Here is a 25,763-nt window from a genome sequence, read left to right as displayed (position 1 = left end):
CGGTTGGCAAGGCCGGGCTCGCGCCCGGCGACAAGGCAGCCCTCAGGGTTCGATGGTCAGGGTCGGCACCTCGATCAGTACCGGGCGGTCGCCCGCCAGGGCCTCACTCAGGGCCTGGGCGAACGCCTCGCGGGTGTTGGCCTGCACCGAGTGCACGCCATAGCCGCGGCCGATGGCGCAGAAGTCCAGGCCGGGCACGTCCAGGCCCGGGGCGTCGCTGACCTGCAGCACACCGGCGAACCAGCGCAGGGCGCCATAGGTGCCGTTCTTGAGGATGATGAACACCACCGGGATCTGGTACTGGGCGGCCGTCCACAGCGCGGTGATACCGTAGTTGGCCGAGCCGTCGCCAATGACCCCGATCACCCGCCGCTCCGGCCGGGCCAGTTGCACCCCCACCGCCGCTGGCAGGCCGAAGCCCAGGCCACCGGCGGCCGGGAAGTAGTAGCTGCCGGGTTCGCGCATTTCCACCCGCTGCCAGAAGGCGCCTACGGTGGAGGTGGACTCCTTGACGTAGATCGCATCCTTGGGCGCCAGCTCATCGATCACGTCGAACACGGTTTCCGGGCGCAGCAGGCCGCCCAGCTCCTCGACCGGAGCAGCCGGCGGCAAGGCCTGGGGCTGCGGCCGGTCGCAATCCGGCAGCGCCCAGACCAGGGCCTGCAGGGTCTCGGCGATGTCCCCCACCAGCGCATCGCCCATGGGCGCGCGCGCCGCTTCGCCGGGGTCGCAGGTGATGTGCAGCAGCTCGGTGCCCGCGGGCAGGTAGTCCCCCGGGGCGAACTGGTGGTAGCGGAATACCGGGGCCCCCACCACCAGGATCAGGTCGTGGTCCGCCAGGCAGCGGCTGATGCCGGCAATGGCTGCCGGCAGCACCCCGCGAAAGCTCGGGTGACGGGTGGGAAACGGGCAGCGCGAAGCGGACGGCGCGACCCAGGCCGGCATGCGCAGTTTCTCCGCCAGTTGCACGGCCAGGTGGTTGCTCTGGCTGCCATCCACATCCGGCCCCAGCACCAGCACCGGGTTGCGCGCTGCCGCCAGGCGCTGCACCAGCGAACGCAATTGCGCCGCCGAGGGCAGCCCGGCAGTGGCCACCTGGCGCCGGGCCAGATGCTCGACCCCGGCCGGCGCCGGGCGGGCCCAGTCGTCGTAGGGAATGGACAGGTACACCGGGCCCTTGGGCGCCTGGTTGGCCATGTGGATCGCCTGGCTCAGGGCCCGTGGCACGTCCTCGGCGCAGGCCGGCTCGGCGCTCCACTTGACCAGGGGCTTGGGCAGCTGCGGTGCATCGACGTTGGCCAGCATCGCCTCGACGCCGATCATCGAGCGCACCTGCTGGCCGGCGGTGATCACCAACGGGCTGTGGGAGTACCAGGCATTGGTCAGGGCGCCCATGCCATTGCCGGTGCCGGCCGCGGCGTGCAGGTTGACGAAGGCCGGCTGGCCGCTGGCCAGGGCGAAGCCGTCGGCCATGCCCACCACCGCGCCTTCATGCAGGCCGAGGATGTAGCGGAAGTCTTCGGGGAAGCCCTTGAGAAAGGGCAGCTCGTTGGAACCCGGGTTGCCGAACACGGTGGTCAGGCCTTGTTGCCGCAGGATGTCGTAGGAGGCGCTATGGACGGTTTTCATATGGACCTTTGCCGCTGTTTTTTAGAATTTGAGTTACTCTTGCAGCCGCCACGAAATTGATCAAATCGATACTATCTCTATTAAAAATAAGACCCGTCTATATCCATGAGGCAGCATGAGCCACATCGATCTGAACCTGATCCGCACCTTCGTCACCCTCTACGAAGCCCGCAGCGTGACCCTGGCCGCCGAGCGCCTGTTCGTCACCCAGCCCTCGGTCAGCTACGGCCTGGCGCGGCTGCGCGAGCTGTTCGACGACGGCCTGTTCAGCCGCACCCGGGACGGCATCCAGCCCAGCCAACTGGCCGATGAGCTGTACCCGGCCTTTCGCGAATCCCTGACGCGGATCGAGAACACCGTGCACAGCACCCGGCGCTTCGACCCGGCGACCACCGAACGGCGCTTTCGCATCGCCCTCTCCGACCTTGGCGAAATGGGCTTCCTGCCGCTGATCCTGGCGCGCCTGAACCAGCAGGCCCCCGAGGCTGAAGTCGAAGTCCTGCCGCTGCAGGTGGACCAGGCCGGCGAGTGGCTCAGCAGCGCCAAGGTCGACGCGCTGATCTGCCGCAAACCCTTGACCGGCACCCGCAGCCAGGTGCTGATCCGCGAGCGCTACGTGTGCCTGCTCAGCGACCGTCATCCGCGCATCGGCACCCAGCTGAGCCTGGAGCAGTTCCTCGCCGAGCGGCACATCGCCGTGACCCGCACCACCGGCCACGGCAGCGTCGAGGACGTGCTCAAGCAGATGGGCGCCCGGCGCCGCATCAGCCTGCACGTGCCGCACTTCTCGGTGCTGCCCAAAGTGCTGCCCGGCACCGACCTGCTGACCGTGCTGCCAGCGCAGATCGCCCGCCTGTTCACCCTCGAAGGCGGCCTGCGGCAACTGGAACTGCCGTTTTCCGTGGGGGAGTTCGAAGTCTCGCTGCACTGGCACCCCAACAGCGACAGCTCCGCCGCCCTGAGCTGGTTCCGCCAGGCCGTGGCCGCGGCGATCATCGACGGCCAGTCTTGAAACAGCGCCCGCCGCCTTATCCGGTTCCGCGGGCTAAGCCAGGGCCGCTTGCGCCTGCGACGGCGCCGGGCGTAGCAACAACAGGCAACCCGCCGCCAGCACGAAGACCACGGCAAACACTGCGTACAGGTGCAGCGGCTGCCAGCCGGCATCCAGCAACACCCCGGCCACCGTGGGCGAGACAATCGCGCCAATGCGCCCGATGCCGATCCCCCAGCCGACCCCGGTGGCCCGTACCGAAGCGTCGTAGACCACCGGTGACAGGGCGTAGAGCCCGGCCACGCAGCCGTTGGCGAACAGCCCGATCAGCAGCCCCAGGCCCAGGGCCGCGGCAATCGAGGAGGCCGAGCCGACGAACAGCACCAGCAGCCCGGCGGTCACCAGCATGAACAGCGACAGCACCCGGGTCAGCGGCCAGCGCGAGGACAAGCCGCCAACCAGCGCCGCGCCGAAGATCCCGCCGACACTCAGCAGCACCCCGCCGGTGATCCCCTGCTGCGCCGAGAGCCCGGCGGCCACCAGCAGTTTCGGGGTCCAGCTCATGACGAAGTAGAAACCGAACATCACCAGGAAAAACAGCAGCCAGATCAGCAGCGTGGTGCGCCGCATCGGCCCGGCGAACAGTTGGTCAAAACCGCTGCCGGCGCCCTGCTCGCGTACCGCTGCCGCGGGCATTTGCAGCAGTTGCGGATGGCCCAGGCGCCCGGCCAGGCGATTGATTCGCGCCAGGGCATCGGCCGGCCGCCGGGCCAGGAGAAAGTCCAGGGATTCGGGGAGCCAGAGCAGCACCAGGGGGATCACCAGCAAGGTGACGATGCCGCCGAACAGGAACACCGAGCGCCAGCCCCAATGAGTCAACAGCCACACCGCCAGCAGCCCGCCCAGGGTCGCGCCCAGGGCATAGCCGGTGGATTGCAGGCTGACCGCCAGGCCGCGCCAGCGGCGGCTGGAATACTCGGCGGCGATCACGTTGCTGCTGGCCAGGATGCCGCCGATGCCCAGGCCGGTCAGGCCGCGCAACAGCGCCAGTTGCAAAGGGCTCTGGCTGCCGGCCGAAAGCAGCATGCCGACACCCGACAGCAGCAGGCAGAACAGGATCAGCGGCCGGCGCCCGAAGCGGTCGGCCCAGGGCGCGATAAACAGCGAACCGGCGGCCATGCCGAACAGACCGGCACTGAGCAGCAGACCGATCTGCGCCCCGTTGAGTTGCCACTCGGCGGACACCGAAGCGGCGGTGAAGGCCATCACCAGTACATCGAAGCCGTCGATCATGTTGAGGACAATGCAGATACCGATCGCCAGGCACTGGAAGGAGCCCATCGGGCCTTGGTCGACCCGTTGCTTGAGATCGAGGTTCATGGGCGCACCTGCCATTCGGCCAGGACCCGAAGCGCAACACCCAAAGAACCTGTGCACACAGACAGCCAGCGCGCGCCAGCCAGGCGGCTGCACACCGTCGATAAGACATTCATGACGAAACCCTTATTGTTGTTTTTATTGCCGACGGTCAGGAGGGCTCCTGCCATCGCCAGGTCGCCAATAAAGCGCTTAATGGATCCAATAACAAGAGACGAACGGGCTGAAACGGCTGAGCAAAAGATCCCAGACCAACCAGGGTCGGGGTTAATTTCCATAGGGATCAAATGCTTAGGTGCCCGACAAGGCACCGGGATTAGCGGGCGATTATCGACCATCACCGTTCAGGCAGGCGACGAGCCCCACTACGAGGCTCACTGCTAAGCAAGCCTGTGGCGTGGTTCGCTTCGATATTGGATCCAATAGCCTGCATCGCCTCAGATAAAGGCCAGCGCCGCCCGGGCGCCGCGCACCGCCGTCATCCGCTGTTCGACCTGGGGCAACAGGTAGCTGAAAAAGAACCCCGCCGTCTCAAGCTTCGCCCCACGCAGCGGATCGCCCTCGGGCAAACTGTGCGAGACCCGCGCCGCCCGAGCCCAGGCCAGCGCCAGCAGGCTCAGGCCACACAACGCCAGAAAATCCCCGGCCGCGCGATACGGGTACTCGGCATCCTCCAGCGCCCACTGCTGCACCTGGGCAACCAGTGCCTGCAACGCCTCGGCCAGATCCGCCAACGACCGGGCGAACCCCACGCACTCGGGCACCTGGGCGCCGTGCCCGGCCTCATCGCGCAATTGCTCAAGCAACAGCGCGAAGCCCTGCCCGCCATCCCCCAGCACCTTGCGCAACAGCAGATCGTTGGCCTGAATCTCGTTGCTGCCTTCGTAGATCATGGCGATGCGGCTATCGCGCAGGGTCTGCTCGATGGCGAACTCGGCGACGTAGCCGTAGCCGCCGAAGACCTGCAAGGCGTTGCTGGCCTGACGAAAGCCCTGCTCGGTAAAGAACGCCTTGATGATCGGCGTCAACAGTTGCGCCAGCTGATCGGCCTGGCGCCGGACCTGGGGTTCAGGGTGATGCTCGGCCTGGTCCAGCAGGTGCGCGGCCCAGTAGCCGATGGCCCGCAGGCCTTCGCTGGTGGCGCGCAATTCCAGCAGCACGCGGCGCATGGCCGGGTGGTAGCGAATCGGGTCGGCGGCCTGGGCGGCGACACCGGCGGGGCGCAATGGCGCACGCATCTGTTGGCGTTCGCCAGCGTAGTCACGGGCGTTCTGCCACGCCGCTTCGACATGCCCCAGGCCTTGCAGGCCCACGTGCAGGCGCGCCGAATTCATCATCACGAACATCGCTGCCAGGCCGCGATGGGCCTCGCCCACTAGCCAGCCCTGGGCCGCCTCGAACACCAGGGAACAGGTGGCGCTGCCCTTGATCCCCATCTTGTGTTCGATGCCGTCGCAGCGCACGCCGTTGCCCTGGCCCTGCTGCAAGCGCTTGGGCACCAGGAACAGCGAGATTCCCCGGCTGCCCTCCGGCGCGCCCGGCAGCCGGGCCAGCACCAGATGCAGGATGTTGTCGGTGAGGTCATGCTCGCCGCCGGAAATGAACAGCTTGCTGCCGCTGAGGCGATAGCTGCCATCGGCCTGGGGCTCGGCACGACAGCGCAACAGGCCGACATCACTGCCGGCCTGGGGCTCGGTCAGGCACATGGTGGGCAGGCTCGCGCCGCTGATGATCTCGGGCAGGTAGCGCTCCTGGAGCCAGGGCGCGCCGTGGGTCTTGAGGCACAAGTAGGCGCCGTGGGCGATGCCGGTGTACATGGCCCAGGCGTGGTTGCTGGCATAGAGCATCTCTTGCAGCGCCGCGTCCAGCAGCTGCGGCAGGCCCTGGCCACCCAAAGCTTCGGCGCAGGCCAGGGCCGGCCAGCCGCCCTCGACATAGGCCCGATAGGCCTCGGCAAAACCCTGTGGGGTGCTGACCTGCCCGTCTGCCCACTGGCAACCCTGGCGATCGCCGCTGGCATTCAGCGGCGCCAGTACGTCCTGGCTGAAACGCGCGGCCTGCTCCAGCACCTGCAGCGCCAGGGGCAGGTCCAGCGCCTCGAACGCCGGGCTGCGACGCCACGCTTCGGGGGCCTCCAGCCAGTGCTCAAGGACAAATTGCATATCGCGCAGCGGCGCCTGGTAGCTCCACATGGGGACACCTCATCGAGTAGAAATAGAGTGGCCCGCCAGGGGCGGCGGGCCGGTCGGACTCAGCCGCGCCAGGCCGGGTTTTCGATCAACAGCGCCATGCCCTGGCCACCTCCCACGCAGGCGGCGGCGATCCCGTAGCGCAGGTTGTGCTCGCGCAGTTGCCGGGCCAGGGTCAGCACCAGGCGCAGGCCGCTGGCGGCCAGGGGATGACCCAGGGCCAGGGAGCCGCCCTGGACATTCAGGCGATCACTGTCCAGTTCCAACTCCCGGGCTACGGCCAGCACCTGGGCCGCCTGGGCCTCGTTGACTTCAAGGCGGCCAATCTGCGTCAGACTCAAGCCGCTGCGCTGCAGGAGCAGGCGGATCGCCGGGGCCGGACCGATACCCATGAGCTCCGGCGCCACCCCGACCACCGCACTGGCCCGCAACAGCGCCAGGGGCCTGTCCCTGCAAGCCGACGCCCGACCAACCAGGGCCGCCGCCGCGCCATCGACCACCGCGCAGCTGTTGCCGGCGGTCTGCACCCCGCCTTCGTGAATCGTCCGCAATCGCGCCAGGGCAGAAAGCTCACTGGGGCGCGGATGGCTGTCCTGGCTGACTGTCTCGACTCCACGCGGCAGGCAAATGCCGCGCGGTCGATAACCGTCGAGCTCGAAGGTCTGCTGGCTCACGGCGACGATTTCCGGCGCGAACCAGCCCGCCTGCTGGGCCGCCAGGGCCCGCTGATGGCTGGCGCAGGCATAGCCGTCCACGGCTTCGCGGGTCAGGCCGTAACGCCGGGCCAGGTTGTCGGCGGTGGCGATCATGTCCAGCCCCGGCGCCGGGTCGTACAGTGCCTCCCATAAAAAGTCCTTGAACTGCACCGCCGCCCCCAGGCGGAAGCCGCCGCGATGGGTGTAGGCGGCAATCGGGTTGCGCGACATCGATTCACTGGCCACGCACAACGCCAGTTGCACCTCGCCCCGCACCTGCTCGGCTGCCTGGCGCAGCAGCTCGAAACCGGTGGCGCAGATGCGCTGCACCCCCAGGGCCGGCACCGCTTGCCCGACACCGCTGTACAGGCCGATGTGCCGAGGCAGCAGGTAGGCGTCGAAACTGGCCTGGGCCATGGAACCGGCCAGCACGCTGTCCACCGCCCGGGCATCGATGCCGGCGCGCAGCAGTACCTCGCGCCCGACCTTGATCCCCAGATCGATCGGCGAGATCTCGGCCAGGTCCCCGCCAAGGTCGACCCAGGGCGTGCGCAACGCCTCAAGGATCGCCACATCGGCAAACCCGCTGTACTGCCCGGCGCCGTTCATGGCTTGGGCTCGGCGCGCAGGATCGACGGCTCGCGGCCGCGATACAGGTCCTCGACCTGTTCGGCGCGCCACTGCAACACCGCGCGCTGGTTGATCGAGCCCTTGTCGGTGATTTCCCCGCGGTCGATGGACGCCGGCTCTACCTGCAGGGCGATCCACTCCAGGCGGCTGGCATTGCCGCTGGCCTCGCGGTTCAGGCGCTGCAACCAGTCGCCGAACCACTGGCGCACCGGCGCGCTGGCCAGCACCTGGGCGTCGCTGGCCTCGGCGGCCAGCCCCGCCAGCCGCCGGCATTCATACAGCCGTGGGAACACCAGGGCGCCCAGGCACTCGCGGTCCGGTGCGGCCACCACCAGGTCCTGGACATAGGGCGAGCCTTCGAGCACCGCGCGATTGCGCAGCGGGCCAACGCTGACAAACACCCCGGACGACAACTTGAAATTCTCGGCGATGCGCCCGTCGAACATCAGCCCCAGCTGCGGGTCGTGGGGGTCGGCGAGCTTGAGCGCATCCCCCGAGCAGTAGAAGCCCAGGGCATCGAACACCTCGGCGGTCTGCTGCGCCGCGCGCCAGTAGCCGGGCATGATGTGCGGCCCGCGAAAACGCCCTTCGAGCTTGCCGTCCACCGGCACCAGGCGCACCTCGCAACCCGGCGCCGGCAGGCCGATGTAACCGGCCATCGACAGCGGCCCGGTGGTGAAGGTGCAAGACGGCGCGGCCTCGGTCATGCCGAGCCCGGCCATCATGCGGATACGTTCGCCGCAATGCTGCTCGGCGACCCGGTCCAGGCGGTCCCAGACACTTTGCGAAAGCCCGGCGGCGGCGAAGAAGAACAGGCTCATGCGCTTGAAAAAACACTCGCGCAGCTCGGCATCCTGCTCCAGGGCATTGACCAGCTCCTCCCAGCCCTTGGGCACGGTCAGGTAGGCGGTGGGCGAAATCTCCTTGAGGTTACGCAAGGTTTCGGCAAAGCCCTGGGCCGTGGGCTTGCCATCGTCCAGATAAAAACTGCCGCCGTTGTAGAGCACGATGCCGACGTTATGGCTGCCACCGAAGGTGTGGTTCCAGGGCAGCCAGTCCACCAGCACCGGCGGCTCTTCACCGAACACCGGGAAGGTCTGCAACAGCATCTGCTGGTTGGCGCAGAGCATGCGCTGGGTGGTGATCACCGCCTTGGGCAGCTTGGTCGAGCCCGAGGTGAAGAGAAACTTGGCGATGCTGTCCGGGCCGGTGGCGGCAAAGGCCGCATCGGCCTCGGCAGCACCGGGCTCGGCCAGCAGGCTGGCGAAGCTCGCCTGGCGCCGCCCCGGCACCTGGCCGCGCACGCAGATCAGCGGCGTCTCGGGCGGCAGCACCGCGTCGATGGCCCGCTGGTAAGCGCCAGCATCGCTGACAAACACCAGCCCCGGCTGCAACAGGTCGCAGACATGGCGCAGCTTGGCAAAGTCCTGGGACAGCAGCGAATAGGCCGGCGACACCGGACAATAGGGAATCCCGGCGTACATCGCGCCCAGGGCCAGTTGCAGGTGTTCGATGTCATTGCCCGAGAGCAGCGCCAGCGGCTTGTCGGCCGACAAACCGTAGCCGAGCAGGCCCTGGGCGATGGCGCGCACGCTGTCGAGCATCTGCCCGTAGCTGACCCGGCGCCAGTCGCCGCCGTCCTCGCGGGCGGCGATGAAGGTCTGCTCGGGACGCACCCGGGCCCAGTGCAACAGACGATCGAGCAAGCGCTGCGGCAAGGGCGCCAGGGGTTCCAGGGAACGCATATGCAGCACGCCCTGCTCTTCACTGACGGCAACTGCCGGCCGGCCAATGGACACCTGACGGTAACGCGGCGGCTCGGCCGCGGGTGGGGATGGCGCTCTGAATTGGCAACTCACGTACATGTCCTCCATCAAGGCACGCCTGCGCCGCGCACGCAGGGCGACGGCTGGCAAGCGTGGCAGCCGGTGGCTGCGGCCTTGTTATTGTTATGCCTGGCCTGCACACGGGCCGCGCGCTCAAGGCACCGCGCCCGTGGCGACGGATCAGATCGGGTAGTGCCGCGGGCCGTTCTGCAAGGTGACCCAGCGCAATTGGGTGAAGTGTTCGATCGAGGCCTTGGCGCCAAAACTGCCGTAGCCGCTGGACTTGACGCCGCCAAACGGCATCTGCGCCTCGTCATGCACGGTGGGCCCGTTGATATGGCAGATACCCGACTCGACCCGTTGCGCCAGGGCCAGGGCCCGCCCGGTGTCGCGGCTGAAAATCGCCGCCGACAGGCCGAACTCGGAATCGTTGGCCAGGCGCAACAGCTCTTCATCACCGTTGCCGCGCAGTACTACCGCCACCGGGCCGAAGGACTCCTCGCGGTACAGGCGCATCGACTCGGTCACGCCGTCGAGCAGGGTCGGCTGCAGAATGCTGCCGTCCAGTTGCCCGCCGACCACCCGCTGCGCGCCCTGCTCCAGGGCGTCGTCGATCAGCGCCTTGATGCGTGTCCCGGCGCTGGCATCCACCAGCGAGCCGAGCACCGAATCTGCGGCCGCCGGGTCGCCGGCGCGCAGGCTCTCGACCTTGGCCGCCAGCTTGGCGACGAAGGCATCGGCCACCTTGGCATCGACGATCAGGCGCTCGGTGGACATGCAGATCTGTCCCTGGTTGAAGTAGGCGCCAAACGCCGCGGCCGCGACGGCCGCGTCCAGGTCGGCATCGTCCAGCACCAGCAGCGGCGCCTTGCCGCCCAGCTCCAGCAAGGCCGGCTTGAGGTGGCGCGCCGCAAGCTCGCCGACAATCCGCCCGACATGGGTCGAACCGGTGAAGTTGACCCGGCGCACCGCCGGGTTGGCAATCAGGCGCTCGACAATCGCCGCGGCATCGGCCGGGGCATTGCTGATGACGTTGACCACGCCATCGCCCAGGCCGGCGTCCTGCAGCACCTGGCCGATCAGGCGATGCACCGCCGGGCTCAGTTCGGAAGCCTTGAGCACCACGCTGTTGCCACAGGCCAGGGGCATGGCGATGGCCCGGGTGGCGAGAATTACCGGGGCGTTCCACGGGGCGATGCCCAGCACCACGCCACAGGGTTGGCGCAAGGCCATGGCGAAACTGCCGGGGACATCCGAAGGGATGACTTCACCGGTGATCTGAGTGGTCATCGATGCCGCTTCACGCAGCATGTTGGCCGCCAGGCGCACGTTGAAGGCGTACCAGTTGGCCATGGCCCCGGTCTCGCCGGCGGCGGCGATGAATTCCTCGCTGCGGGCCTGCAATTGCTCGGCGGCCCTAAGCAGGCGGCTGCGGCGTTCGTTGGGGGCCAGGGCCGCCCAGGCGGGGAATGCGGCCTGGGCCGCGGCCACGGCGGCGTCGGCATCGTCCAGGGTCGCGGCGGCCACGCGCGATACCACCGCGCCGGTCACCGGGTTGCGGCGTTCGAAGGTTCGACCGTCGCCGGCGGGGCGCGACTGGCCACCGATCAGCAGGGGCACGTCCAGCATGGTGATTCCTCTTGTTGTCTTTGTCGGGAATGCAGCGCAGCGGTGTAACAGTAATGCCAGGGGCGCGGCGAACAGCGGGAGGTGCCCGCCGTTCGCCGGCCGGGCTCAGCGTTTATACGCCTGCAGGCCGGGCTTGATGCTCTTGTCGTCGAGGAACTGCTTCATGCCCTGCTCGCGGCCGCCTTCGGTGTCCAAAAGGCGCGACTGATCGAGCTTGGCGTACAGGTAGTCTTCGTTCTGCTCCCAGGTCAGCTCGCGGCAACGCTTGAAGCCGTGCTTGGCGGCACGCAGCACCACCGGGTTTTTCTCCAGCAGATTGCGCGCCAGCTCGATCGTGACTTCACGCAGTTGCGCCAGGGGCACGCTTTCATTGACCAGGCCCATCTCGGCGGCTTTCTGCCCGCCAAAGGTCTTGCCAGTCATGATGTAGTACAGCGACTGGCGATGACCGACGGTGTCGGCCATCGCCTTGCTCACCAGGTTGCCCGGCGGGATGCCCCAGTTGATTTCCGAGAGGCCGAAGGTCGCCTCATCGGCGCAGATCGCCAGGTCGCAGGCCACCAGCGGGCTGAAGCCGCCACCGAAGCACCAGCCGTTGACCATGGCGATGGTCGGCTTGGCGTACATGCGCAACATTTTCCACTGCCACTGGGAGGCTTCGCGACGGATTTTTTCCTGAAGAATCTCCGGGCCGGCATCCACCTCGCGAAAGTACTCCTTGAGGTCCATGCCGGCGGTCCAGGCTTCACCGGCGCCAGTCAGCACCAGCACGCCGGCGGCCGGGTCCTGCTCTAGGGTTTCCAGCACGTCGATCATTTCCCGGTTCAGGGTCGGGCTCATGGCGTTGCGCTTTTCCGGGCGATTGAGGATGACCCAGGCAATGCCCTCTTCGATTTCGACCTTGACCGTTGTCCAGCGACCTTCGTAGTTGCTCATGGCGATGCTCTCTTGTTCTGGCTTGAAGATGGGTCGAAATTAAACCGACAAATTAGTTATGTCAATTAACTATTAATTGAATTAACTATTTTCCCTGCCCCTGGATAAAATCCTTCTGCAGCCACTGCCAGCACAGGCAAACGTAGCTATCAGCGGCAGACCCCGGCAAACTGGATAGCCTTGTTAACCGACCCAGGATGTTTTTGTCATGGCCAAGCCCGCTCCCCTCGCCGACCCGCGCGAGGCCCCACCCGCCAACGCCGAGGTTCAGGCGCCGCTGGATTCGGCGCTGGACGAACTGATTGGCTACGCCATGCGTCGCGCCCAACTCAAGCTGTTCCAGAACCTGATCGGCCGGCTCTCGGCCCACGACCTGCGCCCCGCGCAGTTCTCGGCCCTGGCGATCATCGACAGCAACCCGGGGCTGATGCAGGCCGACCTGGCTCGCGCCCTCGCCATCGAGCCGCCGCAAGTGGTGCCCCTGCTCAATAAACTGGAAAGCCGCGCGCTGGCGGTGCGGGTGCGCTGCAAGCCGGACAAGCGCTCTTACGGGATTTTTCTGAGCAAGACCGGCGAAACCCTGCTCAAGGAGCTCAAGCAGATCGCCGCGCAAAGCGACGTCGACGCCACCTCGGCCTTGAGCGCCGGGGAGCGCGAAGAGCTGCTGCGCCTGCTGAAGAAGGTGTACCAGGACTGAACCCAAGGTGCCGGCACAGGGCCGGCACGCTGACGCAGCAAGGCGCTTGCGGGCCTACCAGATCGGCAAGGTGTAGAGCACCAGGAAGCGGGTCTGGTTTTCATCGCGGAACGCTGCGCCCGCCGGGAAATCATTGCGATAGATCGACTTGCGCGCCACCAGCCCGAGGTTCTTCAACGGGCCGCTCTGCAGCACGTACCCCAACTCCATTTGAAACTCGCGCTCCTTGCGCTCACTGGCATTGAACGCCGACAGCTCGATATTGCCGCCACGCACGTAACGCAGCCGACTCTTGAGCCCGGGCACACCGGCGGCGGCAAAGTCATAGTCGTAGATGGCTTGCCAGGTGCGCTCCTTGGCATTGAGAAAGTCCGAACTCATGGTCAGCTCGCTCATGCCCATCAACTCGGTGCCGGAGATGTAGGGCGTGGCCGTGTCGCCGCTGGAATGCATGTAGCCCAGGCTCACCCGGTGCCCGCCGAACTTGTAGCCAAACAGCGCCGAGAGGTTGCGGTTGTCGACCCGGCCGGCCTTGGCACTGCCGTCTTCCCGGCTGAAAAAACTGCGCAGGTCGCTGCTCAGCACGCCATCGCCCAGGGGCAGGTTGTGCAGCAGGGCCAGAGTGTCCTGCTGGTAGAGGTCGGCCACCTGCGCGTGATAGGCGCGCAGGCTGAGGTCCTTGTTGACCTGGTAGTCGCCCCCCAGGTACGCCAGGTGCGAGGTGCTGGCCGTGGCATTGAAACGCCGGTTGGGCGAGGCAATGGTCATGGCCTGGTAGTCAGTGGAGTCGCGCTTGCTGATGCGGTCGATGTAGCCGGTGTTGAGGGTCAGGCCGTCGATATCCCTGGAACTCAGGGTGGTGCCACGAAAGGTCTGCGGCAGCAGGCGCGACGGGCTGGCAAAGGCAAACGGCAGGAAGATCGAGACATCGCCGGTCTTCACCGTGGTCTGGGCAAAGCGCAGTTTGGCGGTGGGCGCCAGCCGCGAGTATTCATCGGCGGCGCGCTTGTCGCTGGCCGACACCGGCAGCAGTTCGGTGCCGCTGCGGTCCGGCGAGGAATCGAGCTTGACCCCCAGCAGCCCGCGCACATCCAGGCCGAAACCGACGCTGCCCTCGGTGAACCCCGACTCCATGTTCATGATGAAACCCTGCGCCCATTCCCGCGCGGCGGTCTTCGCCCCATCGTCCTTGTAGTCGCGATCCAGGTAGTAATTGCGCAGGGTCAGGGTGCCGTGGCTGTCATCGATAAAACCTGCTGCCCAGAGTGGGCCAGGCAACAGGCTCAAGCCCAGCAAGGCCAGAGCCAGCCGCGTGGGGCGACTGGGCACACAGGAAGCTGACGCCGCAGCAACGGCGTTGGTGGGGATATTTGGCATGTCCGATGTCCATTTTTTGTTGTTGTTTTAGGTGTCGAGCGAGGGCCTGGCAGCCGACGTCGCGGACAGAGAATGGAAACAGCCCAAGCCTTACGTCAATCACAAACGACCGATAATCGAACATTAATATTATTATCTATTTTTTAAAAAAATCCTCAGTGTCAGTTTATCTATCTGATTTAAATCACATTATTTGCATTTATTGTCCGAAATTAAGGCGCTATTCATTTTTTAGTTATCTTTGTTATCTTAATCACCAGCCACCAGCGCCGGCGCATTCAGGCTCGGCGTCCGGCTGGTCACCACAACAAAAACAACAATGAGGTTTGCCCATGGACAGTCCATCGCGTCGTTCGACGCTGACCATCGCTTTGTGTTTTATCGTTGCGCTGATCGAGGGGTTCGATCTGCAAGCGGCCGGCACCGCCGCTGCCGGATTGCGCCAGAGCTTCGCCCTGGACCCGAAGATGATGGGCTGGGTGTTCAGCGTCGGGATCATCGGCCTGCTGCCCGGGGCGTTCTTCGGCGGCTGGGTCGCCGACCGTATCGGGCGCAAGAAGATCCTGGTCGGCGCGGTGCTGCTGTTCGGCCTGTTCTCGCTATGCACGGCCTACGTCGAGAGTTATTCGAGCCTGCTGCTGGTGCGCTTCATGACCGGCCTCGGCCTGGGCGCGGCGCTGCCCAACCTGATCGCCCTCTGCGCCGAAGCGGTGAGTGAACGTCGCCGGGGGACGGCCATCAGCGTCATGTACTGCGGCGTGCCCCTGGGCGGCGCGCTGGCAGCGGTGGTGGCGATGTTCTCCAGCGAACATTGGCAGACCACTTTTATCATCGGCGGCCTGGTACCACTGCTGGTGGTGCCGCTGATGGCCTGGCTGCTGCCGGAATCCAGCGCCTTTCGCCAACACACTACCAGTGCCGGCACCCGCCGTGCCTCCACGACCCAGGCGCTGTTCGGCGAAGGTCGCGGGCGCACCACACTGGCCTTGTGGCTGAGTTATTTCTTCACCCTGACCGTGATGTACATGCTGCTCAACTGGCTGCCGTCACTGCTGCTCGAGCAAGGCTTTAGCAAACCCCAGGCGGGGCTGGTGCAGATGCTGTTCAACATAGGCGGCGCCCTTGGCTCGCTGCTCGGCGGCCTGCTGCTGGATCGCTGCAACGGGATCAAGGTGGTGCTGTTCGTGTACGCCGGGTTGCTGGCGGCGCTGGCCGGGGTCGGGCTGTCCGTGGGCATTGTTCCCATGACCGTGGCCGGTTTTGCTGCCGGGCTGTTCGTGATGGCCGCACAATTGGTGCTCTATGCCCTGGCGCCGCCCGCCTACCCGACCGCGGTGCGTGCCACCGGCGTCGGCGCTGCCGTGGCCATCGGCCGCCTGGGCTCGGTGGCCGGGCCCCTGGCCGCCGGGCAGATCCTCGCCGCCGGCGCCGGCACTGCGGGCGTGCTGCTGGCCACGTCCCCAGGGCTGGTCATCGCTGCGCTGTCGATCCTCACTGTCATCGCCCGGGCCAACGCCACGCCTGAGCTCAAGCCGGCGCATTGAGCCGAGGCGGCAATGCGGGCCAACGCCACACCTGGGCTGCGGCAACCCCGAGTCCAACCCGGGTGTCGCCGCGATCAACGCCTCAGAACGTCAGGCAGATTTTCCCCAGGTGCGCGCCCGAGGCTTCATGGGCGAAGGCCTTGGCGATATCCGCCAGGGGGAAGGTACTGTCGATGATCGGCTTGATGCCGGTGGCTTCCAGGCCCCGGACCATCTCGATCTGCTGCTGGCGGCTACCGACGATCAGCCCCTGCAGGCGCTGTTGCCTGGCCATCAGCGCCGCCGTCGGCACCGGTCCGGCCCAGCCGGTGAGCACGCCGATCAGGGCGATGTGCCCGCCAATGCGGCACGCGTTGATCGACTGCGGCAAGGTGCCCGGGCCACCGACTTCCACCACGTGATCGACGCCGCGGCCGCCGGTGAGCTTGAGCACTTCAGCACCCCACTCGGGGTGGGTGCGATAGTTGAGGGTATGGTCGGCCCCCAGCTCGCGCACCTTGGCCAGCTTGGCGTCCGAGGAGGAGGTGGCGATCACCGTGGCGCCCATGGCCTTGGCCAGTTGCAGGGCGAAGATCGACACCCCGCCGGTGCCCAGCACCAGCACGGTTTCCCCGGCCTTGAGCGCGCCGTCCACCACCAGTGCGCGCCAGGCAGTCAGGCCGGCGGTGGTCAGGGTCGCCGCCTCGGCATGGCTGTAGCCCTTGGGCGCATGGGTGAACCAGTGGCTGGGCTGGATCACCACTTCACGGGCGTAACCGTCGACGCCATCGCCCGGAGTGGTGCTGAAATCGGCGATCGCCGGGCCGCCATCGTGCCAATGGGGAAAGAAGCAGGACACCACCGCATCGCCCACCTTGAACTCGCTGACGCCCTCGCCCACCGCTTCCACGACCCCGGCGCCATCGGCCATGGGAATCCGCCCGTCGGCGGTAGGCAGCGCGCCGGTCACCACGGCGTAATCGTGGAAGTTCAAGGAACAGGCATGGATACGCACGCGGATCTGCCCGGCGCCGGGCTGGCCGGGGTCTGCCAGCTCCACGCGCTTCAGGTTGTCCAGGGATGCCGGCAGGCTGAGCTTGATGGCTTGCATGGGATGCTTCTCCACAGATCGATAATCATCAGGGGGCTAACCCTACCACCAGTACCGGCTATCTGTAGCCGCTGCACAAGGCTGCGAACGGCTTGGGCGGCATTCCGACGCAGCAGACGCAGGTTTTCAGGGCCGCCACAGGCTCGGCTCGAGACCGCCAAGCAAGGCCCTGCGGGCCTTTGCGCAGCTTCGCAGGCTCAGCAGCGGCTACAGCGCTCAGCGGATGGTGTCGCGCTGCGCCACCCTTGCTCGCACAAAACACTGCTCGGTCACTGGCGCGCCCCATTGCTCGCCCTCTTGCTCCTGCACCAGCACAAAGCCCTGTTCCTCATACAACGCGCGCGCCGCATCCAGGCCCTTGAAGGTCCACAGCCGGGTGGCGGCAAAACCCCACTGGTCACAAAAGCCCAGGGCCTCGGCCAGCAACCGCCGGCCCAGCCCCTGGCCGCGGGCGGCCTCATCGAGAATGAAGCAACGCAGGAGCGCCTCGCCGCCCTCGCCCTCCCCATCAATGGCGATGGAACCGACAATCCGTTCCCCCTGCAGCGCCACCCAGACTTCATTGCGCGGGTTGTGCAAACGCCCCATCAATTCGGCCATGTCCCGCGCCACCAGGCTTTCGAAGGGCTGGCCGAAACCCGCCAGATCCGCGTAGTAACGGGCGTGCATTTCGGCGATGCGGCCAATCACTCCGGGCCGGTAGCCACGGGCGATGGAGCAGCGCTCGGGCGGCTCGGGCACGTCTCCCAGCCGCACCGCACGCAATGCCCGGGCGTAGTCGGCGATGCCCGCACAGGCGCTGCGCTGCTGGGCCGGGCTCAGGTGGGCCAGGGCCGCGGCCACCTGGGCCTGGGCGAAACGGTCGATGCCGGCCAGGGTCTGGCGCCCCCGGGCGCTGAGCTGCAGCTTCTTGGAGCGGGCGTCCTGGTCATGGGCCTGCTCGCTGATCTCGCCGGCGTCCACCAGCTTGCGCACCAGGCGGCTGACGCTGGATTTCTCCAGGCCCAGCAGGGTCACCAGGTCACCGGCGGTCAGGGCATTGCCCTGGCCGATCTCCAGCAGTGCGTGCACCGCCGAGGGCGGGTAGTCGGTGGCGGCCAGGGTGGCCTGCATGAAGCCCAGCTCGCGGACCATCTGCCGGGAGGCCTGGCGCAGTGATGGGATAAGGGAAGCGGATGAACTCGGCATGGGCGTGACCTCGCAAGTGAGGCATTTAGTTGTACCTTGCAACCAATTAAACCTCAACCCTGCTCACTTTTCCGAGTGACAGTCAGCCCTGATGAACGACAATAAAAACTCAAGCACTCACTAATGAGAAGCATTACCATAAACGCCCATTTCACCCACCTCGACCTCGGAACCCTTATCGATGGTGCCCAACCCTTCGCTACAGCACGCCGTGGGCGAGCTCTACCTCCAGCATCACAACTGGGTGGTGCAACTGCTGCGACGCAAGCTCGGCAACCAGGACCAGGCCATGGACCTGGCGCAGGACACCTTTGTGCGCATCTTGCGCAGCGAGCGACTGCCGGTACTGCGCGAACCCCGGGCCTACCTCAACACCGTGGCCAGCCGCCTGTGCGGGCAGTATTTCCGGCGCCAGGCCCTGGAGCGCGCCTACCTGGAAACCCTGGCGCAGCTGGAGCCGCAGTACCAGCCCTCGCCGGAAACCCGGCTGCTGGTGCTTGAGGCCCTGGACGCCGTGGGCCAGGTGCTGGACGGCCTGGGCAGCCGGGTGCGCGAGGTGTTTCTGCTGTCCCAGCTCGAAGGCCTGACCTACCCGCAAATTGCCCAACGCCTGCAGCTCTCGGTCAACGTGGTGCAGAAAGCCATGCTCAAGGCCTACCGCCACTGCTACGCGGCGGTGTACCCGGGATGAACGCCTTCCAGCCAGTGGACGATCAGGGCGCCGTGGAGCAGCAGGTACTGGACCAGGCCCTGGAGTGGCTGGTGCTGCTGCAATCGGGCATCAGCCCCCCCGAGCAGCAGGCCGCCTGCCTGGCCTGGCGCCGGGCCGACCCGCAGCATGAGCTGGCCTGGCAGCGCCTGGCCGGCATCGGCCAGGACCTGCGCGACAGCACCCGCAGCCTGCCCGCGCCCCACGCCCGGCAACTGCTGCAGGCTCGCAGCCACCCCGGGCGGCGCACCCTGCTCAAGGGCATCGTCGGCCTGGGCGTGGTGGCCGCCAGCAGCTGGAGCGTGCGCGAACGGTTGCTGTTGCCGCAACTGTTCAGCGACTACCACACCGCCACCGGCGAGCGCCGCCAGCTGCAACTGGCCGCTGGCGCCAGCCTGCAACTGGACACCCGCACCAGCCTCGACCAGAAGGCCAGCCCCCAGGGCCTGCAACTGCGGCTCAACAGCGGCCGCCTGTTGCTGACCCTGGGCAACGCCGCGCCCGTGCAGGTCGCCACCACCGATGGGCAGATCCAGCTCGCCCCGCGCTCGCAGTTGATCCTCAGCGTCGGCTTGCCGGGCATCAACGGCACCCGGGTACAACTGCTCGCCGGCAGCGGCTCGGTGAGCACCGCCCATGCCCCTGCGCTAAGCCTGGACCCGGGCCAGCAAGTGGATATCGCCCAACAGCGGATCAGCGCCCTGGCCGCCGTGCCCACCACGGCCAATGCCTGGACCCAGGGCCTGCTGATCGCCGAGCGTCGCCCCCTGGGCGAGGTGATCGCCGAACTCGACCGCTATCGCCCCGGCCTGCTGCGCTGCTCCGCCGAAGTCGCCGGGTTGCGGGTTTCCGGCTCGTTCTCCCTGGACCAGCCGGACGCCAGCCTCGATTTGCTGGCCAGGACCCTGCCGATTCGCATCCGGCGGGTAATGGGGTACTGGGCCTCCGTGGACGCTGCCTGATTGTTTTCCTGTTTTTTTCAGGGCGGCGGCAGTTTTTTCAATCTCGTGCATCAAGACCAGGGAAGAAGCTGGAAAACAGCTCAGCGCCATCCCTTCCCAACCCACGGATTTTCCTTATGCACATTCGCCTTACGCCCCTTGCCGCGACCTTGCGCCCGGTCATCATCGGCCTGTCCATCGCCAGCACCAGCCTGCCGCTGCTGGCCACGGAAGCCGGCGCCGCCGTGACCGACCACCAGCAGCGCGACTACGCCATCGCCCCAGGCAACCTGGACCAGGTGCTGGGCATCTTCGGCCAGCAATCGGCAAGCATGATCGCCATCGACGCCAACCTCAGCGCCGGTAAGCGCAGCACCGGCCTGAATGGCCGTTTCAGCGTGGACGAAGGCCTGCAGCGCCTGCTCAAACCCCTGGGCCTGCAAGCCGTGGCCGAGGGCGCGGGCTATCGGGTAATACAGGCCAGCGGCGGTGAACGGGTCGAGCTGGGAGCAACCACGGTCACCACCAACCAGCTGGGCACCGTCACCGAAGGCAGCGGCTCCTACACGCCGGGCACCATCGCCACCGCCACCCGGCTAGTGCTGACACCGCGGGAAACCCCGCAGTCGATCTCGGTGGTGACCCGCCAGGCCATGGATGACTTTGGCCTCAACTCCATCGACGAGGTGATGCGCCATACCCCAGGCATCACCGTGGCCACCTACGACAGTGACCGCACCAGCTACTACTCCCGCGGTTTTGCCATTCAGAACTTCCAGTACGACGGGATTCCGATCCTGCAGGACGCACAGTACTCCTCGGGCCACACCCTCACCGACACGGTGATCTACGACCGCGTGGAAATACTCAAGGGTGCCACCGGCCTGCTCACCGGTGCCGGTGGCCCCGGCGGCACCATCAACATGGTGCGCAAGAAACCCACTGCCGAATTCGCCGGGCACATCGACCTGGGAGCCGGTTCCTGGGACAACTACCGTTCGCAGGTCGATGTCAGCGGCCCCCTGACCGACAGCGGCAATGTCCGCGGGCGGATGGTCGCCGCCTATCAGGACAAGAAATCCTTCCTTGACCACTACCAGCGCCAGACCAGCGTCTACTACGGCATCCTCGAGTTCGACCTGTCACCGGACACCCTGCTGACCGTCGGCGCCGACTATCAGGACAACGACCCCAAGGGTTCCAGCTGGTCGGGCAGCAGTTCGCTGTACGACTCCAAGGGCAACGCCATCAGCACCTCGCGCTCCTACAACAACGGCGCGAGCTGGAGCCGCTGGTCGCAATACACCCGCACCGTGTTCAGCACCCTGGAGCACAGCTTCGCCAACGGCTGGGTGGCCAAGGCCCAATACAACCACCAGATCAATGGCTACAACGCGCCCTTGGGTTCGCTGATGTCGCCCAATGCCGAGACCGGCATCGCCTCGCTGCTGACCCGCAAGTACACCGGCGAAACCGTCAGCGACAGCGGCGACCTCTACGCCACGGGCCCCTTCGACCTTCTGGGGCGCGAGCATCAGTTGGTGGTCGGTGCATCGATCTCCAACTCGCACTGGAAAGGCCGGGACTTCACCAGCGCCACCAATCACGACAATTTCTACGACTACTTCAACTGGGACGGGCACAGCCCCAAGCCCGATTGGGGCAGCATGACCAAGAAGAACGACGAGACCACCCGCCAGAGCGCCGGCTACATGACTGCGCGCTTTAGCCTCAACGATGATCTTTCGTTGCTGCTCGGCAGCCGGGTCAACAACTACGAGGTCAGCGGTACCAGCCGGACCAAGGACACCGGCAAGGTCATTCCCTATGCCGGGGTGGTCTACGACCTCGACCAGAACTTCTCCGTCTATGCCAGCTACACCGAGATCTACCTGCCCCAGGACGACTACCGCGACCGCAACGACAAGGTGCTCAAGCCCGACGAAGGCACCAACTACGAGGTGGGCCTCAAGGGCGAGTTCTTCGACGGCCGCCTGAACTCCAGCCTGGCCTATTTCGAAGTGCATGAAGAAAACCGGCCGGTGGATGACCTGGCCTACAACGCCAACCCCACCACCCCCGGGCTGGACTATGCGTCCAAGGGCATCAAGTCCAAGGCCAAGGGTTATGAAGCGGAAATCTCCGGAGAGGTCGCTCCCGGCTGGCAACTGCAGGCCGGCTACACCCACAAGATCATTCGCGACCAGAGCGGGGCCAAGGTCTCCACCTGGGAACCGGAAGATCAGGTCAACCTCTACACCAGCTACAAGCTGACCGGCAGCCTCGACAAGCTGACCCTGGGCAGCGGCGTGCGCTGGCAGGGCACTGGCTGGAAGATACTCAGCAACTACGGCAAGGGCACCGAGGAAAAATTCGCCCAGGACCCTTACTGGCTGGTGGACCTGATGGCCCGCTACCAGATCACCGAGAACGTCTCGGCCACCCTCAACGTCAACAACCTGTTCGACAAGAAGTACTTCACCAACATCGGTTTCTACAACTCGTCGTACTACGGCGACCCGCGGAATGTGATGCTCAGCACCCGCTGGAACTTCTAAAGCCCCACCGTCGTGGCCCGCCCCGGCAGCGGGTGGCCACGGCGCTTGCCGCCCCTCTCTGTAGCATTTGCTAACCCTTGCCGCCGACCGTTGCGCCGAAATTCCTGCAGCCGTCGCGGCACATCTGTTAAAACGCGTTTTCGACTGTCCTGCGGTGAAGCCTTCCATGTCCCCAACCCTGCCCCAGCGCCTGCGCCGTCGCTGGTTTTCCCTGCTGTGCATGGCCGCGCTGGTGGTCGGCCTGCCGGTGAGCTGCGCGGTGCTCGAACACAAGGAACGCCAACTGGTGTTTCGCATCGAGCCCGGCACCGCCGGCTGGTATCGCGGCCTGCCGAGCACGGTGCAGGAATTCGAACTCAAGCCGAAAAGCTTCAAGGCCGGGCAGAACATCCACGCCTGGTGGTGGCCGGCACAACGCGCCGATGCCCCGGCGATCCTCTACCTGCACGGGGTCCGCTGGAACCTCACTGGCCAGCTGTTTCGCATCGAGCAGCTGCACGCCCTGGGTTACTCGGTGCTGGCCATCGACTACCGCGGCTTTGGCCAGAGCCACGGCGACCTGCCCTCGGAAAGCAGCGTGTATGAAGACGCGCGCATCGCCTGGGAGCGGCTCAAGGTCTTGCAGCCCGACGCCAGCAAGCGCCTGATCTACGGCCATTCCCTGGGTGGCGCGGTGGCCATCGACCTGGCCGCCGAACTGGGGCGCCAGGCCGCCAGCGCCAAGGCGCCGACCGCCGCTCGCGGGCTGATCGTCGAATCCACCTTCACTACCCTGGCCGACGCTGCCGCGGCGGTGACCAAGACCTCCCTGCCGGTGCGCTGGGTGATGTCGCAGAAGTTCGACTCCATCGACAAGATCCGCGAGATCGGCATGCCGCTGCTGGTGGTGCACGGCCTGAAGGACGACTACGTGCCGCCGCGCCTGAGCAAGGAATTGTTCCAGGCCGCCCTGGAGCCGAAGAAACTGCTGCTGGTGCCCGGCGGCACCCACAACAACAGCATGAGCCTGGCGGGCAAGGGCTACGGCCAGGCCATCAACGCCCTGCTGCGGGCCAAGCCCGGCCAAAAATTCGCCGGCCCGCCCCCCACCGCCGCCCCCACCAGCTGAAGCTGGCTTGTATAGGAGCTGGCTTGCCAGCGAATGGGCCCGCGGCACCTGCAAAAAACCTGTCCCTAGACGTCCCTCACGCAGCCGGCTGAGCCACCACCATGACCACCACGGTCTTGGCCAGGAATGCCGGAGACTGCTGATTGATCGAATCGGCCAACTCCAGGGCCGCCGCCTTGACCGCAGGCGCCGCTTCGCGCAAGGCACGGACCATCTCCAGGCGCGCGGGCTCGCTGTTGAGCACCCGCATGAAAAGCGTCTGCGCCCACCTCGGGCTGTGTCCCTGCAAGCCGGGCAGCGCCGCCAGCAACGCCGGCACATACACAGCATCATCGAAATGCTCGGCGGCGTGAATCAGCGAAAACATCACCTCGTCATATTCGGCCTCATCGTCGAGCAACGACAACAGCGGGCCAATGCTGGCCGGGTCGGCCAACTGGGCCACCTCGGCGATGCAGGCGTCGATGCGCCGCACAAGGTTCTCGCCAGGGTCGTTGAAGGCGTTTTCGAGCTTTAGCAGGATGTCGGTCAACGCGTCGAATTTCATGGGTACTCGCCAGGGAGCTCGAAGGGAGGGAGGCGCAACGATACGCCATCGACACCATCCGCGAAATCGGCATGCCGCTGCGGGTGGTCCATGGCCTGAAGGACGACTACGTACCGCCGCGCCTGAGCCTGGCGGGCAAGGGCTCCGGTCAGGCCATCAACGCCCTGGTGCATTCCTTCGCCATGAACCGCGCCAACTGGCCGCTGCGCGGCTCGCCGGCAAGCCGGCTCCTACGGGTGCACACCCGCTCATCCGTAGGAGCTGGCTTGCCAGTGAAGAGGCCCGCAAGAGCGTCGCATTCCTTCGCCACGAACCGCGCCAACTGGCCGCTGCGCGGTTCGCCGGCAAGCCGGCTCCTACAGGGAGAGGCCGAGCTTTTCGTAGGTGGCGGCCGGTGGCGGGCGCAGGGCTTCGCCGATGGTGCGCAACTTCAGGCAGGTTTCCTGGTATTCGCTCGCAGGGTCCGACTCGCCGACGATGCCGCAGCCGGCAAACAGGTGCGCCTGGTTGCCGCGAATCAAGGCCGAGCGCAGGGCCACGGCAAACTCGCCATCGCCCTCGGCGTTCAGCCAGCCCACCGGGGCGGCGTACCAGCCACGGTCCAGTTGCTCATGCTCGCGGATATAGCCCAGGGCCTTGCCCCGAGGCAGGCCGCCCACCGCCGGGGTCGGGTGCAGGGCATCCACCACTTGCAGCAGATCGACCTGGGGCCGCAACCGCCCCAGCACCGGGGTCAGCAGGTGCTGGACGTGGGCCAGGCGGTGCAGTTGCGGCTGCGGGGGAATCTCCAGCATCGCGCAGTAGGGCTGCAGGGCTTCGCGCAGGGTCTGCACCACCAGGGCGTGTTCATGGCGGTCCTTGGCGCTGTCCATCAGGGCCTGGCCCAGTTCCGCGTCCTGCTGCTCATGCTGGCCGCGCGCGCAGGTGCCGGCCAGTGCCACGGTGTTGAGGGTGCCGCGGGCCAGGCGTACCAGGCGTTCCGGCGTGGCGCCGAGAAAGCAGCTGTCGCCACGGCTGAAGGCGAACAGGAAGGCCTGGGGATAGGCCGCCCTGAGGTTTTCCAGCAGCGGCCCGCAAGGAATGCTGCGGCTCGCCCGCAGGCAGACTTCCCGGGCCAGTACTACCTTGCTCAGCTCGCCGCCCTGGATCCGCGCGATGGCTCGGGCCACGCAGTCCTGCCAGCGGCCGGCGGCCTGGGTGTCATCCTCGGCCTGGGTGCCAACGGGCATCTGTGCCAAGGGGGCGTGGGTATAGCGCGCCTGCAACAGGGCCCACTCCGCCTCCAGGGCACCGGCGCACTGGGCCACGTCGGCGCCGGGCTCGACCCACAGGCTGAACAGCCAGTGCTGCTGCTCGCCTTCGCGCAGCAGCAGGATCCGCGGCAGCACCAGAGACGTGGCGGCGAACGACTGCCACTGGGCACTGCGCGGGCCCTGGGGGTCGAAGGCAAAGCCGCCGCACAGGTAGGCCCGCTTGGGCCCTACCTGATGGGCCTGCAGCAGCAACTGGCGCCAGGCCTGGGTACTGGCGGCAAAACGCTCGGCGGCCGGCGGGCTGATTTCTTCGGTGCAGCCGAACCCGGCCAGGGCCAGGGCGCCCTGGTCGCTGGACCAGAACAGGCTCTGGCCGAACACCTGGCGGTTGGCGGCAAACAGCCGCAGCGGCTCCAGGCGCTCGGCGGCCAGGCTGTACACCACCAGCACCGCCCGACCTCTGCGTCGGGCCAGGGATTCGCCCTTGCGCAGGGCCCGGGTCAAGCCGGACAGGCAGGATTCACTCATCTTGGGCTCCTTGATCCAGCCCGTGCTGACGGCGCCAGTGGCGCACTTGCTGGGCAATGTTCCAGTGGATGATCTGGGCAAACAGCGGCACCGCGAACATCGGGTCCAGGCTCGCCTGCTCGGCCCATTGCCGACGTTGCGGGAGCATCGCCGCAACCCGCTCCGGGGCGGCAATGCTGTCCTCGGTCGGCTTGAACTGCGCCGCCGCCTTGACGTAGGCCAGGCGCCGGCCCAGGGCCTGGATGATCTGCTGGTCCATGGCGTCGATACCGCAGCGGACGTCGTCCAGGCCGCTGCACTGCTCGGGTGTCTTCATGTCGG

21 protein-coding genes are annotated in these 25,763 nt (G+C 66.6%); 7 read left to right on the top strand and 14 right to left on the bottom strand.

Annotated elements, in window-relative coordinates:
* Positions 1-42: 42 nt before the first annotated feature.
* On the bottom strand, positions 43-1,629 hold the full coding sequence (gene mdlC, locus M2395_RS03240; RefSeq protein ID WP_015635942.1) for a benzoylformate decarboxylase: 1,587 nt from the start codon (positions 1,627-1,629) through the stop codon (positions 43-45).
* A 115-nt stretch (positions 1,630-1,744) separates the two neighbouring features.
* On the opposite strand from mdlC, the gene M2395_RS03235 reads away from it, so the two are divergent.
* Entirely contained in the window at positions 1,745-2,641 is an 897-nt protein-coding gene (locus M2395_RS03235) for a LysR family transcriptional regulator (protein WP_011061759.1), read from the top strand.
* 33 nt (positions 2,642-2,674) lie between these two features.
* Here M2395_RS03235 and M2395_RS03230 read toward each other — a convergent pair whose 3' ends face one another.
* The 7 genes from M2395_RS03230 to M2395_RS03200 all read right to left on the bottom strand — a co-directional run bounded on the left by M2395_RS03230 (position 2,675) and on the right by M2395_RS03200 (position 11,902).
* Positions 2,675-4,000: an MFS transporter gene (locus M2395_RS03230; protein ID WP_053159118.1), complete on the bottom strand. Its 1,326-nt coding sequence runs from the start codon at positions 3,998-4,000 to the stop codon at positions 2,675-2,677.
* Positions 3,997-4,275, bottom strand: coding sequence for a hypothetical protein (locus tag M2395_RS03225; RefSeq protein ID WP_134532605.1), 279 nt, complete (start codon positions 4,273-4,275; stop codon positions 3,997-3,999). The genes M2395_RS03230 and M2395_RS03225 overlap by 4 nt, the downstream gene beginning before the upstream one ends.
* A gap of 159 nt (positions 4,276-4,434) precedes the next feature.
* Complete coding sequence (locus M2395_RS03220) at positions 4,435-6,189, bottom strand: acyl-CoA dehydrogenase (protein WP_053159120.1); 1,755 nt, start codon at positions 6,187-6,189, stop codon at positions 4,435-4,437.
* Positions 6,190-6,248: 59 nt separating this feature from the next.
* The gene (locus M2395_RS03215; protein ID WP_015635945.1) at positions 6,249-7,490 is read right to left on the bottom strand and encodes a thiolase family protein; all 1,242 of its coding nucleotides are present in this window, start codon (positions 7,488-7,490) and stop codon (positions 6,249-6,251) included.
* Positions 7,487-9,370, bottom strand: a complete 1,884-nt coding sequence (locus tag M2395_RS03210; RefSeq protein WP_123430752.1) for a feruloyl-CoA synthase — start codon at positions 9,368-9,370, stop codon at positions 7,487-7,489. Before M2395_RS03210 ends, M2395_RS03215 begins: the two co-directional genes overlap by 4 nt.
* Before the next feature lie 147 nt (positions 9,371-9,517).
* Positions 9,518-10,966 carry an aldehyde dehydrogenase gene (locus tag M2395_RS03205; RefSeq protein ID WP_053159122.1) on the bottom strand — a complete coding sequence of 483 codons (1,449 nt, stop codon included), beginning with the start codon at positions 10,964-10,966 and terminating at the stop codon, positions 9,518-9,520.
* Between the two features lie 105 nt (positions 10,967-11,071).
* Entirely contained in the window at positions 11,072-11,902 is an 831-nt protein-coding gene (locus tag M2395_RS03200) for a p-hydroxycinnamoyl CoA hydratase/lyase (protein ID WP_053159124.1), read from the bottom strand.
* Positions 11,903-12,110: 208 nt separating this feature from the next.
* Here M2395_RS03200 and M2395_RS03195 point away from each other — a divergent pair, with 208 nt between their 5' ends.
* Positions 12,111-12,599: a MarR family winged helix-turn-helix transcriptional regulator gene (locus M2395_RS03195; RefSeq protein ID WP_015635949.1), complete on the top strand. Its 489-nt coding sequence runs from the start codon at positions 12,111-12,113 to the stop codon at positions 12,597-12,599.
* 54 nt (positions 12,600-12,653) lie between these two features.
* Here the strand turns inward: M2395_RS03195 and M2395_RS03190 are convergent, their stop codons facing one another.
* On the bottom strand, positions 12,654-13,976 hold the full coding sequence (locus M2395_RS03190) for an OprD family porin (protein ID WP_015635950.1): 1,323 nt from the start codon (positions 13,974-13,976) through the stop codon (positions 12,654-12,656).
* Between the two features lie 332 nt (positions 13,977-14,308).
* On the opposite strand from M2395_RS03190, the gene mhpT reads away from it, so the two are divergent.
* Entirely contained in the window at positions 14,309-15,520 is a 1,212-nt protein-coding gene (mhpT, locus tag M2395_RS03185) for a 3-(3-hydroxy-phenyl)propionate transporter MhpT (protein WP_053159126.1), read from the top strand.
* Between the two features lie 82 nt (positions 15,521-15,602).
* On the opposite strand, the gene M2395_RS03180 is transcribed toward mhpT, so the two are convergent.
* Both M2395_RS03180 and M2395_RS03175 read right to left on the bottom strand, forming a co-directional pair.
* A complete protein-coding gene (locus tag M2395_RS03180; RefSeq protein ID WP_053152280.1) occupies positions 15,603-16,610 on the bottom strand; it encodes an NAD(P)-dependent alcohol dehydrogenase in 1,008 nt (335 codons plus the stop codon).
* Positions 16,611-16,826: 216 nt separating this feature from the next.
* Positions 16,827-17,798, bottom strand: a complete 972-nt coding sequence (locus tag M2395_RS03175) for a bifunctional helix-turn-helix transcriptional regulator/GNAT family N-acetyltransferase (protein WP_011061762.1) — start codon at positions 17,796-17,798, stop codon at positions 16,827-16,829.
* Between the two features lie 181 nt (positions 17,799-17,979).
* Here M2395_RS03175 and M2395_RS03170 point away from each other — a divergent pair, with 181 nt between their 5' ends.
* The 4 genes from M2395_RS03170 (at position 17,980) to M2395_RS03155 (ending at position 23,114) form a co-directional block, all read left to right on the top strand.
* Entirely contained in the window at positions 17,980-18,489 is a 510-nt protein-coding gene (locus tag M2395_RS03170) for a sigma-70 family RNA polymerase sigma factor (protein ID WP_011061763.1), read from the top strand.
* The gene (locus M2395_RS03165; RefSeq protein ID WP_123430604.1) at positions 18,486-19,469 is read left to right on the top strand and encodes a DUF4880 domain-containing protein; all 984 of its coding nucleotides are present in this window, start codon (positions 18,486-18,488) and stop codon (positions 19,467-19,469) included. The genes M2395_RS03170 and M2395_RS03165 overlap by 4 nt, the downstream gene beginning before the upstream one ends.
* 116 nt (positions 19,470-19,585) lie before the next feature.
* Complete coding sequence (locus M2395_RS03160; RefSeq protein ID WP_123430603.1) at positions 19,586-22,006, top strand: TonB-dependent siderophore receptor; 2,421 nt, start codon at positions 19,586-19,588, stop codon at positions 22,004-22,006.
* A 166-nt stretch (positions 22,007-22,172) separates the two neighbouring features.
* Positions 22,173-23,114: an alpha/beta hydrolase gene (locus M2395_RS03155; RefSeq protein WP_123430602.1), complete on the top strand. Its 942-nt coding sequence runs from the start codon at positions 22,173-22,175 to the stop codon at positions 23,112-23,114.
* 76 nt (positions 23,115-23,190) lie between these two features.
* Here the strand turns inward: M2395_RS03155 and M2395_RS03150 are convergent, their stop codons facing one another.
* The 3 genes from M2395_RS03150 to M2395_RS03140 form a co-directional block, all read right to left on the bottom strand.
* Positions 23,191-23,661 carry an Imm30 family immunity protein gene (locus tag M2395_RS03150; RefSeq protein ID WP_123430601.1) on the bottom strand — a complete coding sequence of 157 codons (471 nt, stop codon included), beginning with the start codon at positions 23,659-23,661 and terminating at the stop codon, positions 23,191-23,193.
* A gap of 356 nt (positions 23,662-24,017) precedes the next feature.
* On the bottom strand, positions 24,018-25,442 hold the full coding sequence (locus M2395_RS03145; protein ID WP_123430600.1) for an isochorismate synthase: 1,425 nt from the start codon (positions 25,440-25,442) through the stop codon (positions 24,018-24,020).
* Complete coding sequence (locus M2395_RS03140) at positions 25,435-25,758, bottom strand: isochorismate lyase (RefSeq protein ID WP_169891321.1); 324 nt, start codon at positions 25,756-25,758, stop codon at positions 25,435-25,437. The genes M2395_RS03145 and M2395_RS03140 overlap by 8 nt, the downstream gene beginning before the upstream one ends.
* Positions 25,759-25,763: the final 5 nt, after the last annotated feature.

Origin of the sequence: Pseudomonas sp. BIGb0176 (genome assembly GCF_024810175.1) — a bacterium.
In the GTDB taxonomy this organism is placed as follows: Bacteria; Pseudomonadota; Gammaproteobacteria; order Pseudomonadales; family Pseudomonadaceae; genus Aquipseudomonas; species Aquipseudomonas protegens.
This window is presented reverse-complemented; position numbering and strand designations above follow the sequence as displayed.

Coding starts and splice junctions, on each gene's coding strand:
- M2395_RS03215 (WP_015635945.1), bottom strand. CDS start 7,490: ATGAACGGCGCCGGGCAGTACAGCGGGTTTGCCGATGTGGCGATCCTT.
- M2395_RS03155 (WP_123430602.1), top strand. CDS start 22,173: ATGTCCCCAACCCTGCCCCAGCGCCTGCGCCGTCGCTGGTTTTCCCTG.
- M2395_RS03225 (WP_134532605.1), bottom strand. CDS start 4,275: ATGGAAATTAACCCCGACCCTGGTTGGTCTGGGATCTTTTGCTCAGCC.
- M2395_RS03235 (WP_011061759.1), top strand. CDS start 1,745: ATGAGCCACATCGATCTGAACCTGATCCGCACCTTCGTCACCCTCTAC.
- mdlC (WP_015635942.1), bottom strand. CDS start 1,629: ATGAAAACCGTCCATAGCGCCTCCTACGACATCCTGCGGCAACAAGGC.
- M2395_RS03150 (WP_123430601.1), bottom strand. CDS start 23,661: ATGAAATTCGACGCGTTGACCGACATCCTGCTAAAGCTCGAAAACGCC.
- M2395_RS03170 (WP_011061763.1), top strand. CDS start 17,980: ATGGTGCCCAACCCTTCGCTACAGCACGCCGTGGGCGAGCTCTACCTC.
- M2395_RS03180 (WP_053152280.1), bottom strand. CDS start 16,610: ATGCAAGCCATCAAGCTCAGCCTGCCGGCATCCCTGGACAACCTGAAG.
- M2395_RS03175 (WP_011061762.1), bottom strand. CDS start 17,798: ATGCCGAGTTCATCCGCTTCCCTTATCCCATCACTGCGCCAGGCCTCC.
- M2395_RS03195 (WP_015635949.1), top strand. CDS start 12,111: ATGGCCAAGCCCGCTCCCCTCGCCGACCCGCGCGAGGCCCCACCCGCC.
- mhpT (WP_053159126.1), top strand. CDS start 14,309: ATGGACAGTCCATCGCGTCGTTCGACGCTGACCATCGCTTTGTGTTTT.
- M2395_RS03160 (WP_123430603.1), top strand. CDS start 19,586: ATGCACATTCGCCTTACGCCCCTTGCCGCGACCTTGCGCCCGGTCATC.
- M2395_RS03145 (WP_123430600.1), bottom strand. CDS start 25,442: ATGAGTGAATCCTGCCTGTCCGGCTTGACCCGGGCCCTGCGCAAGGGC.
- M2395_RS03190 (WP_015635950.1), bottom strand. CDS start 13,976: ATGCCAAATATCCCCACCAACGCCGTTGCTGCGGCGTCAGCTTCCTGT.
- M2395_RS03165 (WP_123430604.1), top strand. CDS start 18,486: ATGAACGCCTTCCAGCCAGTGGACGATCAGGGCGCCGTGGAGCAGCAG.
- M2395_RS03220 (WP_053159120.1), bottom strand. CDS start 6,189: ATGTGGAGCTACCAGGCGCCGCTGCGCGATATGCAATTTGTCCTTGAG.
- M2395_RS03230 (WP_053159118.1), bottom strand. CDS start 4,000: ATGAACCTCGATCTCAAGCAACGGGTCGACCAAGGCCCGATGGGCTCC.
- M2395_RS03200 (WP_053159124.1), bottom strand. CDS start 11,902: ATGAGCAACTACGAAGGTCGCTGGACAACGGTCAAGGTCGAAATCGAA.
- M2395_RS03205 (WP_053159122.1), bottom strand. CDS start 10,966: ATGCTGGACGTGCCCCTGCTGATCGGTGGCCAGTCGCGCCCCGCCGGC.
- M2395_RS03140 (WP_169891321.1), bottom strand. CDS start 25,758: ATGAAGACACCCGAGCAGTGCAGCGGCCTGGACGACGTCCGCTGCGGT.